This window comes from Flectobacillus sp., assembly GCF_049240685.1.
Classification (GTDB): domain Bacteria; phylum Bacteroidota; class Bacteroidia; order Cytophagales; family Spirosomataceae; genus Flectobacillus.
In genome coordinates, this window is record NZ_JBMLSD010000353.1 from 1 (window position 1) to 15,427 (window position 15,427).

Sequence of the window (15,427 nt, forward strand, 5' to 3'; positions counted from 1 at the left end):
TTAAAAATATTTTGCTTTCAGCCCTAGGTATTTGGCAAAAATATATCTATCGTTAGTAAAAACAATTTAACACTCTTTGCCTTGTGCCTGTTGCCTTGTCCCTAAAATAAGATTTGACCAATTGAAGATGTAAGATATTGGTAATTAAAATTTTACATTCACAATTCATCACTCACAATTCATCACTCATAATTACTAAAGAATGGCTTTTTGGAAAATTCTATACTTTTTATAAACCTCCCCATTCAACTTCTCAGCTTCTCCGCGCATGGTATGATTGGTTTCCAAAACCAAATGCGTATCCATAAATTCCATTTTCCGTTTTTGCGCAGCTTGTATCATGCTTACGCCCAAAAGCGTAGTTAATCCCAAACCTCTGTAGTTGGGTTTAACAGCACCTAATAACAAATCCAATTGCTTGTTGTTTCGTGCATCCAACAAAATATGAATAAAACCAAAAGGGAATAATCTACCACGAGCTTTTTTCAAACCTTTACTCATGTCTGGTAAGCCTACCACAAAAGCAATAGGCTCATTTTTTTCATCAACTATAATTTTGACAAAATCAGGGTCAAGAATTGGGAGATATGATTTAGCAATTTTTTGCATTTCGGCTTCCGAAAGCGGTACAAAGCCCAGCAAGTCTTTATAGGTTTCGTTTACCAACCGAAATATTGGCACTACATAAGGTTTTAGTTCTTTTTTGGACGTAAAATTAAGGAGCTTTATTTTGGAATTACGTTGCGCTCTGTCGAAAATTCTCTGATAAAATAAAGGTATTTCAGCAGGAATATCAATTTTGTAAACCACACAATCTGTCAATTTATTGAAACCCAATTTTTCCAAAAACTGAGGTAAATAAGGTGGGTTTGTAGCCGTGGCGATAACGGGTAAATGCTCAAAACCTTCTATTTGAAAGCCCTGAGGGTCTTTGTCTGAAAAACCAAATGGGCCTACCAAGGTTTCCATTTGCTGATTTTTAGCCCAACTTTGGACGGCATTTATAAGCATTTTGACGACCTCGATATCCTCAATACTATCCAAATGGAAAAAACGAGCCTCTTTAGTTTGTTGAAGTTCGTTGTATTCGCGATGAATAATACCCATGATTTTACCAACAGCTTGGTTATTGATATATGCCAAAAATAAAATGGTATCAGCTACTTCGTAGGCAGGATTTTTTTTGTGATCAAAGAAAATCCATTCGTCGCTATAGATAGGAGGAACCCAATTGGCGCGCTTCTCATGTATTTTTTCTGAAAGATAGACGAATGTTTTGAGATCGCTTGGACTTATAACTTCTTTGACAACAATATTTTGCATGCGTGAGTTAGGTAATATAGAAATACTTAAATGTTACTTTTTTGTTAAAAATCAATAAAAAAAATCATTTTCCCAATATTTAAGAGATGATACTTGTCTATTTTTAAAATAAAAATCCTCATGAAGTGACATCAAATACAATCACAACATGAGGAAAAATGAAAGTTTATCTATATGCTCAACCTCCAGGAGGAATTAATTCAAATGCGCCAATATCATGCGTACTACCATACGGTCTTGCGTTGTTATCTCTATCAATCGAAATACCCCATGGCAATAGACTTTCACCCGTGTTGACCAAAGGTGAACCAAGTATTGGATAATAATTTCCATTACTAGGATTATTGAGCTGGGCTTGACTAATATCCAAAGTTTTAAAATTATTACGCTCATTAACTATCACAGGAGAACCTAATTTGACGATATATTTTCCAGTGGCTGGATTAACAATTAAATTGTTAACTACCTCGTGCGTATGGATTAAACTGTAGAGTTTGATGGCATCACTCGCCGAACCAATAATTGAGTTGTTGGCTATTCTTAAGTAGGTATTAGGAATAGAGCAAGAGCGTGAATCTGCAAAAATTCCATTGTAACCCGAATTAACAATGACATTATTAAATACCGACTGATTGCCCAAAAATCCCACCATAATAATGCCCGTACTTCTAGCATTCACAACAGTATTATTATAACATAAACCTCCTGAGCCCCCGCCTATTTGTATTCCGTTGGATTGGTAGTTGGCAAACGGACTGATTCCTGCATCAATCAATGTATTATCATGCACCAGAGCATCTACCGAACAGCCGTACTGAATTCCTTCGCAGCCAGTGCGTTCTAACTGATTATTGTATACCTCCAAGCCATAAATATCATGTGGAAGAATGGCTCTGCTTGTTCCATTGCAGATTACAGTCATACCATCAGCAGCAAAAGAATTACCAATATACAAGCCTTCACCCGGAACATCATGAATATAATTATCATGAATTTTGACATTATACATGGTGAAGTTTCCTCGCCATGTGCTCGAATCGCAATTGGGGTCAGTTTTTGCCATGATGCCTGCAAAACCAGTATTAGATATTTCGACATGCTCAATTTCGCAGTCACTACTTTTGCCACCAACTGTAATACCCATTCCACCCGAGCCTGTTTGTGCTACTTTTATTCCATAATATACATTTGGATCGCCTGTGCCAGTTACTTTAAAATATCGACAATTATCAAAGTTTAAGCCGCTTTGATTGTTAGTTGTATTTTGAAAAACTACTTGACCACCTAAGTTTCTATAAATAATTGGCTCGCTGGCAGTCCCATTAAGCCCGATAAATTTGAGCCCTGTATAAGTCCCCGCCTGAATACAAACGGTATTGCCAGCGCTTGCACTTAAATTTAATGCTGAATAATCACCACTTTGAATAACCGTATAATCACATGAATTCGGTAAATGCGTTGCCACTGCCGATGCCGATTCAAAACAGCCAATATCAAAGTCACCACCATTTGGTCGAGGCTGGTCTGAAATATCCGTTGTGATACCCCAAGTACTTAGGTTTTCTCCTTTATTAATTACAGGCGCGTGACTCAGCGGGCGATAATTTTCGGTACTAGTATTTTCATAAAAAGAGGCATCTACTACGCCATTGAGATAATTTTTTCGAGCATTGATTCTTACAGAAGAAGATAGAGGCGCTATGAATTTTCCCAGACCAGATTGTAGCATAATATTGTTCACAATCTCATAGTTATGGATAGTGCTGTACAATTTCAAGGCTTCTGTTTGAGGTGAAATAATCGTGTTTTGCGCAATACGAAGATAGGTATCGGGGATAGAGCCAGGACGAGAATCCGAGAAGATTGCATTACCTTTTGGTCTTACGATAAGGTTGTTATAAATCATTTGATTCCCCAAAAAACCAAACATGACGATTGCCGAACCTTCAGCGTCGAGAATAGTATTGTTATAAAAGTTACCTCCCGCTCCACCGTTCATCGCCACGGCGTTGTTGAGTGTGGTTGAACTAGGTACTTTTCCACAACTTTTAATCAAGTTATGATGTACTTGGGCATCGGGAGCATTGGCATATTGAATACCCTTTCCGCCAGTTCTTTCAAAAATATTATTATAAATTTCTAATCCAATAATAAGATGCGTGTATTTCGAAATGCTTACCCCACTGCAGGTAATGGTTTTGGGAGCTCCATAGGAAGGTTCGCCAGCAGAAATCCCATCTCCAACTACATCGTGTATGTAATTGTCATGTATTTTGATAGCCGACATCGTGTAGTAATCTCGCCATGTGGTACTGTCACAAGCCAGCTCGGTGCGAGCAATAATACCTGCACCTTGAACATTCTGAATTTCTACTTTTTCTACTTCAATATTACTGCTTTTGTCGGCTATATTTACGCCCCGGCTGTTGTTGCCTGTACCCGTAACCTTAAAGCCATAATTGATACTGGCGTCACCCGTGCCCGAAAGCTTTAGATGTTTACTTTTTGAAAAATTAAAGCCTATAGCATTAGTGGTATTTTGGATGATTACCTGCCCACCACAGTTTTTAATAATAATTGGCTGGTTTTCAGCTCCCTGAAAATTGTTGAATGAAAGGTTGGTATAAGTACCAGCTTGTACACAAATAGTTTGCCCTGGTTGTGCATTCATATTACTTGGACTGTATGCGCCACTTTTAGTAATCGTAAAATTACAACCACAAGATTGTGCTAAAATCGAATGTGAAATGATGCAGCTACTGATTGTAGCTAACAAACCAATAAATATTGTTTTCATCAGGTATGCTATTGATAATTATGGGAGTATCAAAGGTACTTGTTTTTTTAGAAAATACTTTTTCCAAAAACTAAAAAAGCCACGCTTTCGACAGCATGGCTTTAAAATATATGGGTAGGGAATAGTTTAATTCAAATTTTTAACTGCCTGACGAGCAAGTAGTTTCCATCCTCCCTTTTCTTTACTCCAAATAGTTAAAATAAACAACTTCACATTACCGGGCTTACCACCGTCGAGAGTTTCAGCAGCTAAACTATGACGAACAATTGCCGTTTTGCCGTGAATATTAATAGTTTGGTCTGTCAATTGAATCGATTTAAAATCTGATTTGCCACTTACCAAAGCTTCTACAAATTGGGCTTTGTTTTCGATTTTACCACCAGAATGCCCATACGATAAATCCTCGGTAGCAATACTTTCGAGGGCTTCTTTTGTTGGGTCAATCATGGCCAAACGCAATTTTTCGACCGATTCGGCTACTGCTTTTTCATCTTTTGACTGTGCAATACTTCCCAATGTCGCCATAACTAAGAATAAAAGTGTGATGCTTAATTTTTTCATGATGTTTAGATAAAATGGGCTTTGACTGCCTACTAGATTCAACTGATTATTCAATAAGGAAAGGGAAGGATTCTTTTTTTCTACTTTATCAAATGAAAAATATTCATAAAAACACAGAAACAGGTGCAAAATAAACATGAGTCATCCCAAATTTTAAGATTGGGATTATCCTCCATAATTTTCATAAAAAAGGGGGCGGAATATATTTTCCGACCCCTTTTTTGAGGCTATCATCCTAGATTTACTTGGTTTGAGGCGTAAGCATTGCGTCTCTATTGGGAGAATCTAAATTTTAACCTAATCTCTAATTTGCTCAATCACTCAATCGCTAAATTAGGGATGACTCATGTTTATTTTATTACTAAAGATTAGTCTGAAACTATTTTGGTAGAATCGCGAATAATCAACTCTGTAGGAAGTGTAACAGTTTGGTAAACAGGGTTTTTGCTTTTCTTTTCTACTATATCCAACAGTAATTCTGCCGCTCTTTGTCCCATTTCTAAAGCTGGTTGGATAACCGAGGTAAAAGATGGAGAAAGTAATTCTGCTACTTTGAGGTTGGTGAAGCCCATCAATGCCATATCTTCAGGAATACGAATATTTCGTTTTTTCAAAATCTTCAAGCACGCCATGGCTAGGCGGTCGCTTACGGTAAAGATCGCATCAGGGAGAATAGGCTGCGACAACAACTCATCGATAATTTTTTCCATATCCTCAATGCTAAAATTGCAGTATTTTACAAAGTCTTCGTTATAAGGAATACCATGTTTTTCTAAGGCAGCTTTGTAGCCGCCAATGCGCTCACGAGTGATAGAAAGCGTAGGAGAAGCAGCCAGATGTGCAATATATTTTTTGCCAGTTTTGATGAGATGCTCGGTGCCATCAAATGCTCCCTGATAATTATCGGCTACAACTTTATGGGTGTCAATTTCATCTGAAAATCTATCAAAAAATACAATCGGCATTCCCTTACTATGTAATTCTTTGAGGTGCTCAACGTGAGTTGTTTGTCCAGAAAGAGATATAAGTACACCATCAACACGACGCGAGGCAAGGTGTTGAATATTGACCACCTCACGGTCATAGGATTCATGACTTTGAAAAATTACTACATGGTAGCCACGATTGTAGGCAATAGCTTCAATACCGTTGATAGCCTGCGAAAAGAATGGATTATCAATTTCGGGTACAACTACCCCGATAGCGCGGCTACGGTTTTCTTTGAGACTTAAGGCAATAGGGTTGGGGCGATAGTTTAGTTTTTCGGCACATTCCAATACAATTCTTTTGGTTTCAGGATTGATTTCATAACTTCCTCTCAACGCTCTCGAAACTGTGGAGGTCGATAAATTAAGTGCCTTTGCAATATCTTTTATAGTTGCGGTTTCCAAAGCTAATCTTGTTTTTGTACAATTTTTCACAAAGATAACTTCCTTCTCTGTAAAACTGTTCTAATCTACAATTTTCAAGGTAATATCCCAAATATTATTAAATAAATCAAAAATCCTGATAGCTTGACAACGTTACCGACAACGATTGCGTAAATATTTTTCTGTAAAAATTTGTCCTTAGATTTGGACAATTCTAACTTGACGTCGTCTTACAGCAACTATTGGGTAGTATTGTTACTACTATTTCCCTGAAAAAGTCAAAAGAAATATTCAGAGATACAGTGTTCTTTAGGGAACAACTTAAATAGCCATCGTATGTATAATTAGTTTTTGGATAGATAGTTTGAACCCTCTAAACCTAAATCTAGCTTCTCCCTTCTTTTGGGAGGGAGAAAGCCAAGGAAATTTCAGTAATTCTGACTGGGATTTTAATTAAGTGTTGCTGAAAAATTAGATTTTATTTATGTGCTTTAGGGAACAGGCAACAGGCACAAGGCAAAGAGTGTTAAAATGTTTTTTACTAACAAGAGATATGTTTTTGCCGATTGCTGAAAGCTATAAGCTGAAAAATTAAATTTTATTTTGCGCACTAACTTAGTATTTTCTGAAAAAGCATTTTGTATCACTTAATCACATAATTACTCAATTGCCAGAAGAACTCCTCGAGGGTAGCTCTATTAGGAGTTTCAAATAAATAATAACTAATGAAAAAAGTCCTTTTATTTACAATCTCTCTTATTACTTTATTCAGCTTCAAGCTTGAAGATACTCGTCATACCGTTTTTTTGTGTGGCGACTCAACCATGGCTGATAAGGCAGCGAATGCTGCTCCAGAAACAGGTTGGGGGATGGTCTTGCCTGAGTTTTTTACCAATGAAATCAAAATTGAAAATCATGCAGTCAATGGCCGTAGTACCAAAAGCTTTATTAACGAAGGTCGCTGGAAAACGGTTATTGATAAAGTCAAAAAAGGCGACTGGGTTTTGATTCAGTTTGGGCACAATGACCAAAAAGTAAATGATACAACTCGCTCGGCTCCTTCTCAAACGCTTTACAAACAGAATCTTACTCGTTTTGTTAACGAAACTCGTGCTAAAGGTGGCAATCCCGTGTTGATTACGCCTGTGATGCGCCGCAAATTTGATGAAGCTGGCAAGTTTGTGGACCAACATCAAGACTATCCAGATGTAGTAAAGGCCTTGGCAAAAGAGTTGAAAGTACCCATGATTGATTTACACCAAAAATCACAAAAAGTGATTGAACAACATGGTGTATCTGGTTCGAAAAAGCTTTTTTTACATTATCCTAAAAATGTATATCCTCGCTTCAAAGACGGAGCTTCTGACGATACACATTTTTCAAGATACGGCGCTGAGGTTATGGCAAGCCTAGTATGTGAGGAGATGGCGTCATTGGATTTACCTTTGAAATCATTTTTCAAAAAGTCGGTTTATCCAACCAAATTTGTTTACGAATTGCCAAAGGTTTCAACACCAGTTTTCAAAAAAGATACTTTTAATATCATAAACTTTGGCGCTATCGCAGACGGACAAACGCTAAATACAAAAGCTATCAACAAGGCCATTGTTACCTGTAGCGAAGCAGGGGGAGGTACGGTAATTGTTCCAGCTGGCGTTTGGTTGACGGGTTCAATTGTGATGAAAAGCAATGTTAACTTGCATTTGCGTAAAGGTGCCTTGATTCAATTTAGCAATCGTTTTGAAGACTTTGATTTGATTCGTACTACTTACGAAGGCTTGACTGCTGCACGTTGTCAAGCTCCTATATATGGTATTGATTTAGAAAACGTAGCAATTACAGGTTTTGGCGTGTTGGATGGCGCAGGCGATGCGTGGCGTCCTGTAAAACGTTCAAAAATGACACAAGGTGCTTGGGAAAAACTCGTTGCTTCTGGTGGTTTGTTGAGTCCTGATAAAAACAACTGGTACCCAACACAGAAGTCATATTTGGGGTCTACAGTACAGCTGCCGGGTGTGTTGAAAGATGGAAAAGAGGTAAAAGATTTTGAATATATCAAAGATTTCCTTCGTCCAAATATGTTGTCACTTACACGTTGTTCGAACGTGTTGCTTGAAGGGATAACCTTTCAAAATTCACCAGCTTGGTGTTTGCACCCTTTGTTGTGCGATAATATTACCTTGAAAGGTGTAAAAGCCAAAAACCCTTGGTATGCCCAAAATGGTGATGGTATAGATTTGGAATCATGCAAAAATGCTTTGATTGAAGACTGTACTTTTGACGTAGGCGACGACGGTATTTGTATCAAATCGGGTCGTGATGAGGAAGGTCGCAAGCGTGGTGTGCCTACCGAAAATGTGTTGATTAATAATTGTTTTGTATATCATGCTCATGGCGGTTTTGTGATTGGAAGCGAGATGTCTGGCGGTGTCAAAAATATGTTTGTCAATAACTGTACTTTCATGGGAACAGATATTGGTTTGCGCTTTAAGTCGGCACGTGGTCGTGGTGGCGTAGTCGAAAATATTTATATCAGCGACATTGGTATGACCAATATCCCTGGCGAAGCAATTTTGTTTGATATGTATTATGCTGCTAAAGACCCCGTGCCTGTGTATGGAGAAAAAGCAGATATCCCAGAAATTAAATTCGAGCCAGTAGGAGCAGGAACGCCACTGTTTAAGGATTTTTACATGAAAAACATCGTATGTCGTGGTGCCGAAAAAGCGTTGTTTATTAGAGGTTTGCCCGAAATGCCTGTCAAGAATGTGTGGTTAGAGGATGCAATTTTGGAATCTGATAAAGGCATGATTTGTACAGAGGCTGAGAATATCAATTTAAAAAATGTGAGTATTCTTTCAAAAGATGCTACAACTATTCAAATTCAGAATGGACAGCAAATTACCTTAGACAATATTCAGTATAAAGGCGCTTCGACTGACTTATTATTGAAAATTACGGGAGAACGTAACAAAAGTATTCGTTTGGTTAATACAGATACCAAGCAAGCTAAAAAAGACGTTGAACTTGGAGAAAAAGTACCTTCAAGTGTTCTTTTGAAGAAGTAAATAAGCTCGTGAGATAACTTCATAAAGGGTATCTTTAAATAAAAAGATGCTCTTTATGGAAACTAAAGTCACAAGGATTCAATAGAACGTATCTCTCAAAACATTCTAAAACATTCAAAAAACAAAACCTATGTTCAAAACAACTGCAAAAATATTGACAGTTTGCGCATTGATGGCGAATTCGGCTTTTGCTCAGGTACAGCAGTCGCTACCTTGGTCAGAACGAATGGCAAATACCATGCTGACCGTTCACAAGGATACCATTACTTACAGTGCTGAAAAGAAAAACGCTCATTGGGAATACGAAATGGGCTTGATGATGAAGTCACTCGAAAACGCTTGGTATCATACGGGCGACGCAAAATATTTCCGTTACATCAAACAGGTGGTAGACCAGTTTGTGGATGAAAAAGGAAATATTCGTACTTACAAGCTTGATGATTACAATCTCGACATGATTACGCCAGGTCGTTTGTTGTTGACTTTGTATCATGAAACAAGTAAAGAGAAATATCGCTTGGCTGCTGATAATTTGATGAAGCAGTTGCACGAACAACCTCGTACCAAAGAGGGTGGTTTTTGGCACAAAAAACGCTATCCAAACCAAATGTGGTTAGATGGCTTGTATATGGCAGAGCCTTTCTATGCAGAATATACAGCCATGTTTGGCCCTTCTAAAAACTTTGATGATATCATCAATCAGTTTGTTTGGATGGAAAAAAATGGTCGTGACGATAAGACTGGTTTACTATATCATGGATGGGACGAAAGCCGTGAGCAGAAGTGGTCAGACCCTAAAACAGGTAAATCTCCCAACTTCTGGAGCCGTGCAATTGGTTGGTACACCATGGCATTGGTAGATGTTTTGGATTATATCCCTGCTAATCACCCTCGTCGTGGCGAATTAGTGGCTATTTTACAACGTATCATTCCAGCCGTTATCAAGTATCAGGATCCTAAAGAAGGTTGTTGGTATCAGGTAACTGATAAAATTGGTGGAAAAGGCAATTACTTAGAAGCCTCTGGTTCATCGATGTTTGTATATTCAATGGTCAAAGGAGTTAGGTTAGGTTATTTGAGCCCAGCCTATATGGTAGCGGCACAGAAAGGATATAAAGGTATCTTGAAAAACTTTATTTCTACAGATGCTAATGGTTTGATTCACTTAGAAAAAACGGTACAGGTGTCTGGTTTAGGTGGCACTCCTTATCGTGATGGTAGCTACGAATATTATTTAAGTGAAAAAATCCGTCAGGACGATTTAAAAGGGGTTGGCCCTTTTATTATGGCAAGTATTGAAATGGAGACATTTCCTACTTTGTCAATTGGCAAAGGCAAAACAGTGATGCTAGATAACTTCTTCAACCGTGAATATCGTAAAGGATTTACAGGCGAAAAAGAAACCTATCACTACACTTGGTATGACCGTAAAGATTCGGGTTATTCGCTTTGGGGAAAAATATTCAGTGAATATGGGGCTAAATTAGGTACTTTGGAAGAAGCGCCAAGTGCTCAAAATCTGAAAAACTCAAGCGTATTTATTATTGTTGATCCTGACACACCAAAAGAAACTCCAGCACCAAATTATATTCAAGAGAAGGACGTAAAAGTGATTGCTGATTGGGTAAAGGCAGGTGGCGTATTGGTCTTGCTGGCCAACGATACCTCTAACGCAGAAATTAAGCATTTCAACCAATTAACGAAGGCTTTTGGTATTAGTTTTACCAATAAAAACCGCAATATGGTGAAAAATGACCAATTTGAGCAAGGTAAGTTTGAGCTTAACAATCATCCTATTTTCAAGGATGTGAAGAAGATTTATGTAAAAGAATTGGTAACCTTGGAAACAAAAGCACCAGCCAAACCTATTTTGGAAGAAGGTGGCGATGTAATCATGGCGACAGCTAAAGTGGGTAAAGGAACTGTTTTTGTATTAGGCGACCCTTGGATTTACAACGAGTACCTCAATGGCAAACGTCTTCCTTTACAATACGAAAACTTCAAGGCTGCTAAATATCTAACAGAATGGCTTTTAAAACAAGCAACGATTAAAAAGTAAGTCAAGGGCGGTGGTGAGAATATCTTACTACCGCCTTTTTTTTGAGTGATGAGTTTTGAGCGCGGAGTTGTGAATTGTGAATCCTGAGTTAGAACTGTACGGAAGGATTCTAAAACTGTCTATTTCGGATATCGGATGTTGGATTTCGGAAGTATAATCTTTTATGTTTTGTAAAAATAGAGGTATTTTACTTTATTTCCGAAATCAGAAATCCCAAATCCGCAATTATTGGAAATCCTGCATAAACTTTTAACTCAAAATTCATAATTCAAAACTTCTCACTCAAAAAACTCCTCGCTCATAACTCAATAAGTTTCTATTCTTGAAAAAATACAAATTCTATTTTCTGGACGATTAAGCGATATACCGCAGAGTTGTGGAAATTTGACTGAGAGAATGATTTTCGGGAACGATGCCGAAAACGATTGCGTAAAAACATTCTCCTATTCACTTGCAGGTGCTAAACATTTGATATAAACTTATTTTACAAAACTACAGAGTTTTAAACGTATCCTTGGAATAATATCATTTTTGGGCATAACGCCTTTAGAATAAAACGACTGCTATGAAAGATATTTCTTTTTCACAATTGGATTCAATTGTGCCTCAATGTGCGGTGAATTTACCAAACCTTAACGACCTCAATCTTCCAGAAAAGGTATTGCAATTTGGTACAGGAGTATTGCTCCGTGGTTTGCCAGATTATTTTATTGACAAAGCCAACAAGCAAGGCGTTTTTAACGGACGCATTGTGGTGGTAAAATCTACATCTGGGGCATCCGATGAGTTTGACCAACAAGATAGCTTATATACGATTTGTGAGCGTGGGGTACAGGCAGGAGAACAAATCGAAGCATACACTTTGAGTTCGGCGATTAGCCGTGTGATTTCAGCGCAATCAGATTGGAAAGCAGTCTTAGAATGTGCGCACAACCCCGAAATGCAAATTGTCATTTCAAATACTACTGAAGTTGGAATTCAATTGGTACAAGATGATATTAGTAACAATCAGCCTCCTGTATCGTTCCCAGGAAAGTTACTAGCATTTTTGTATGAAAGATATAAGGCATTTAATGGCGACAAATCAAAAGGCTTGGTGATTGTACCTACGGAGTTGATTCCTGACAATGGTAAAAAATTGGAATCAATCGTGTTGGAATTAGCACATTTGAATTCTTTGGAAACCGACTTTTTGGATTGGTTAGAAGTATCTACCACTTTCTGTAATTCGTTGGTAGACCGTATTGTGCCTGGCAAACCAAAACCAGAGGTAAAAGAGGCGATTGAAGCTCAATTGGGTTATACAGACCAATTATTGATTGTTTCGGAGGTGTACAGACTTTGGGCAATCGAGGGGGATGAACATGTAAAAGAAGTACTTTCATTTGGACAGGTTGATGAAGGGGTGATTGTTGAGCCCAATATTGATTTGTACCGTGAGTTGAAATTAAGATTGTTGAACGGAACACATACTTTGAGCTGTGGCCTCGCCTATTTGGCTGGTTTCAAAACAGTATCCGAAGGAATGGAGGACGAATATCTCTGTACCTTTATCAGTAACTTGATGTTGGCCGAATTGGCGCCGTCTATTCCATACAAGGTCTCAATTTTGACAGCAGAGCGATTTGGTCGTCAGGTATTAGACCGTTTCCGTAACGATAGTATCCAACACAACTGGTTGAGCATTACAATGCAGTATACTTCTAAAATGAAGATGCGTAATTTGGCTACTTTGTTACAGTATTATCAAAATTTCCCGTGTGTTCCAGAATATTTTTCGGTAGGATTTGCCGCTTATTTGCTTTTTATGAAAGCAGAACTTGCTGAAGATGGAAAATATTATGGTACAAGCCATGGAGAGAAATACCTTATTCAGGACGACAAAGTGGCTTATTTTGCTGAAAAATGGGCTACATTATCTCCTGAAGAATTAGTAGAATCTGTACTTTCTGATAAATTCTTATGGGGAACAGACCTTTCAGCTCTCAAAGGATTTGCAGCTATGGTAAAAGAATATTTACTCAAAATGACCAACGAAGGTGTATTGCCTACCTTGAAAATATTTGTACGTAAAGGTGAAGATACCTTGGTAAGTTAGTGCGCAAAATTATATTTAAGTTTTTTGTTTTAGGGGCAAGGCAACAGGCACAAGGCAAAGAGTGTTAAAATGTTTTTTAGTAACGATAGATATGCTTTTGCCGAATGCCCATACCTGAAAGCCGAAAGCGCAAAAATTAAATTCTATTTTGCACTATTACTTGGGTTAAGGGGCAAAATTAGATTAAAGTTGTCAGGCACTAGACAATAGGCAAAGAGTTGGGGTAAAGTGTTGTTGGTTCATATTTTACCTTCACAATTCGCAACTCGTAATTCAGCATTAATTTTTTTCTGTAACCAGAAAACATTCTCAAAAAATGAAAGCAAAAGCTATCAAAATCAATCCTAGCGACAATGTCTATGTAGCTTTGACAGACCTCAAAAAAGGAGAGGTGCTAGAAGGAATCGAATTAAAAACAGATGTTCCTGTTAAACATAAATTTGCAGAATTTGACTTCGCTACGGGCGATTTGTTAAAAATGTATGGTCTTACAATTGGAAAGGCTGCCCAGCCTATTCAACAAGGAGAACATATTACTACTTTCAATGTAAAGCACGTAGCCGAATCTTATGGTGAGCGAGTGCCAAACTTGGAATGGCAAAAACCAGATATTTCAAAATTTGAAGGACGTACTTTCAACGGTTTTCATCGTGCGGATGGTCGAGTGGGTTCTGCTAACTATTGGTTGGTCGTACCAATGGTTTTTTGCGAAAACCAAAATGTAGAAGTTATCAAAAATGCCCTTTTGAACGAATTGGGTTATGCTAAAGCTTCACAATTTCAAGGATATACGCAAAGCCTGATTAACGCTTACAAAAACGGAGTAGATGTTTCAGCATTAGTTTATGAAGAAACCGAACAAACAGAAAATGGGCGTGGTAAATTATTTCCACAAGTAGATGGTATCAAATTCTTAACGCATACTGGTGGTTGTGGTGGTACTCGTGAAGATGCTCAAGTATTATGTCAATTGTTGGCAGGATATATTACACATCCCAATGTTGCAGGAGCAACGGTGTTGAGTTTAGGCTGTCAAAATGCGCAGGTAAAATTATTGCAAGACGCCATTGCTAAAGTAGACCCTCAATTCTCAAAGCCTCTTTATATTTTCGACCAACAAGCTATCGGAAACGAAGAGCAAATGTTGCGTCAGGCTATCAAACAAACCTTTATTGGATTGACAATAGCCAATCAGGCGAAACGTGAACCTGCACCGCTCTCACATATTACTTTAGGGGTAGAATGTGGCGGTTCGGATGGTTTTTCAGGAATTTCTGCGAATCCATCAGTAGGATATTGTGCAGATTTGCTTTCTGCTTTAGGAGGCAAGGTTATGCTAGCTGAATTTCCAGAATTATGTGGAGTAGAGCAAGAATTGATTAACCGTTGTGTCAGCGGTGATTTAGCAGATAAATTCACTACGATTCAAGCAGCTTATGCACGTAGTGCTGAGGCAGTTGGTTCTGGTTTTGATATGAATCCTTCTCCAGGAAATATCAAGGATGGCTTAATTACCGACGCTATGAAATCGGCAGGTGCCGCTAAAAAAGGCGGAAATTCGCCAATATATGATGTATTGGACTATACCGAACAAGCCACCAAAGCGGGTTTAAACTTGCTCTGTACCCCTGGTAACGATGCCGAATGTACGACAGGCTTGGCTGGTTCGGGGGCCAATGTAATTATGTTTACAACAGGTTTAGGCAATCCAATGGGGAATCCAATTTGTCCTGTTTTAAAAATTTCTTCTAACTCTGCCTTGGCCGAAAGAATGTCAGATATTATTGACATTAATGCAGGAACGGTTATTACAGGAGAAAAAACGATTGCAGAAATGGGCGAAGAGTTATTGGAATATTGTATCAAAACAGCCTCGGGTGAATACACACCTAAAGCTGTAGCGCTTGGACACGATGATTTTATTCCTTGGAAACGTGGAGTCTCTTTGTAAGTGATGAGTTTGGAGTTTTGAGTGAGGAGTTTTTTTTGTTCTTGCCTCAAAGGCAACCTATTTTAGGCAAGAACAGGATTTCTAAAATCATTACCAAAAGCCGAACGCTCAAAGCCGAAAGCTCAAAGCCGATAGCTCACAGCCGACAGCCGAAAGCTCAAAGCCGACAGCCAAAAATATTATCCAAATACAGTCTCTTG

Annotated in this window: 8 protein-coding genes; 4 read left to right on the forward strand and 4 right to left on the reverse strand. The window is 38.2% G+C overall.

Annotated features, from left to right (window positions below; genetic code table 11):
• Window positions 1-195 precede the first annotated feature (195 nt).
• The 4 genes from ACOVQ4_RS15930 to ACOVQ4_RS15945 form a co-directional block, all read right to left on the reverse strand.
• Window positions 196-1,323, reverse strand: a complete 1,128-nt coding sequence (locus tag ACOVQ4_RS15930; protein ID WP_421821618.1) for a hypothetical protein — start codon at window positions 1,321-1,323, stop codon at window positions 196-198.
• A gap of 178 nt (window positions 1,324-1,501) precedes the next feature.
• The gene (locus ACOVQ4_RS15935; RefSeq protein ID WP_421821619.1) at window positions 1,502-4,120 is read right to left on the reverse strand and encodes a right-handed parallel beta-helix repeat-containing protein; all 2,619 of its coding nucleotides are present in this window, start codon (window positions 4,118-4,120) and stop codon (window positions 1,502-1,504) included.
• 126 nt (window positions 4,121-4,246) lie between these two features.
• Window positions 4,247-4,681: a nuclear transport factor 2 family protein gene (locus tag ACOVQ4_RS15940; protein ID WP_421821620.1), complete on the reverse strand. Its 435-nt coding sequence runs from the start codon at window positions 4,679-4,681 to the stop codon at window positions 4,247-4,249.
• A gap of 368 nt (window positions 4,682-5,049) precedes the next feature.
• Window positions 5,050-6,072 (reverse strand): LacI family DNA-binding transcriptional regulator, encoded by a 1,023-nt coding sequence (locus tag ACOVQ4_RS15945; RefSeq protein ID WP_421821621.1) that lies wholly within the window; start codon window positions 6,070-6,072, stop codon window positions 5,050-5,052.
• 704 nt (window positions 6,073-6,776) lie between these two features.
• Between ACOVQ4_RS15945 and ACOVQ4_RS15950 the strand changes: the two genes are divergently transcribed.
• The 4 genes from ACOVQ4_RS15950 (at window position 6,777) to ACOVQ4_RS15965 (ending at window position 15,227) form a co-directional block, all read left to right on the forward strand.
• Complete coding sequence (locus tag ACOVQ4_RS15950) at window positions 6,777-9,119, forward strand: glycosyl hydrolase family 28 protein (protein WP_421821622.1); 2,343 nt, start codon at window positions 6,777-6,779, stop codon at window positions 9,117-9,119.
• Window positions 9,120-9,249: 130 nt separating this feature from the next.
• A complete protein-coding gene (locus tag ACOVQ4_RS15955) occupies window positions 9,250-11,178 on the forward strand; it encodes a glycoside hydrolase family 88 protein (RefSeq protein ID WP_421821623.1) in 1,929 nt (642 codons plus the stop codon).
• A gap of 565 nt (window positions 11,179-11,743) precedes the next feature.
• On the forward strand, window positions 11,744-13,276 hold the full coding sequence (locus ACOVQ4_RS15960; RefSeq protein ID WP_421821624.1) for a tagaturonate reductase: 1,533 nt from the start codon (window positions 11,744-11,746) through the stop codon (window positions 13,274-13,276).
• Window positions 13,277-13,592: 316 nt separating this feature from the next.
• Window positions 13,593-15,227: a UxaA family hydrolase gene (locus ACOVQ4_RS15965; protein WP_421821625.1), complete on the forward strand. Its 1,635-nt coding sequence runs from the start codon at window positions 13,593-13,595 to the stop codon at window positions 15,225-15,227.
• Window positions 15,228-15,427 lie beyond the last annotated feature (200 nt).

Excerpts from the sequence above, each read along its gene's own strand:
- ACOVQ4_RS15930 (WP_421821618.1), bottom strand. The coding sequence starts at position 1,323 with ATGCAAAATATTGTTGTCAAAGAAGTTATAAGTCCAAGCGATCTCAAA.
- ACOVQ4_RS15935 (WP_421821619.1), bottom strand. The coding sequence starts at position 4,120 with ATGAAAACAATATTTATTGGTTTGTTAGCTACAATCAGTAGCTGCATC.
- ACOVQ4_RS15940 (WP_421821620.1), bottom strand. The coding sequence starts at position 4,681 with ATGAAAAAATTAAGCATCACACTTTTATTCTTAGTTATGGCGACATTG.
- ACOVQ4_RS15950 (WP_421821622.1), top strand. The coding sequence starts at position 6,777 with ATGAAAAAAGTCCTTTTATTTACAATCTCTCTTATTACTTTATTCAGC.
- ACOVQ4_RS15955 (WP_421821623.1), top strand. The coding sequence starts at position 9,250 with ATGTTCAAAACAACTGCAAAAATATTGACAGTTTGCGCATTGATGGCG.
- ACOVQ4_RS15960 (WP_421821624.1), top strand. The coding sequence starts at position 11,744 with ATGAAAGATATTTCTTTTTCACAATTGGATTCAATTGTGCCTCAATGT.
- ACOVQ4_RS15965 (WP_421821625.1), top strand. The coding sequence starts at position 13,593 with ATGAAAGCAAAAGCTATCAAAATCAATCCTAGCGACAATGTCTATGTA.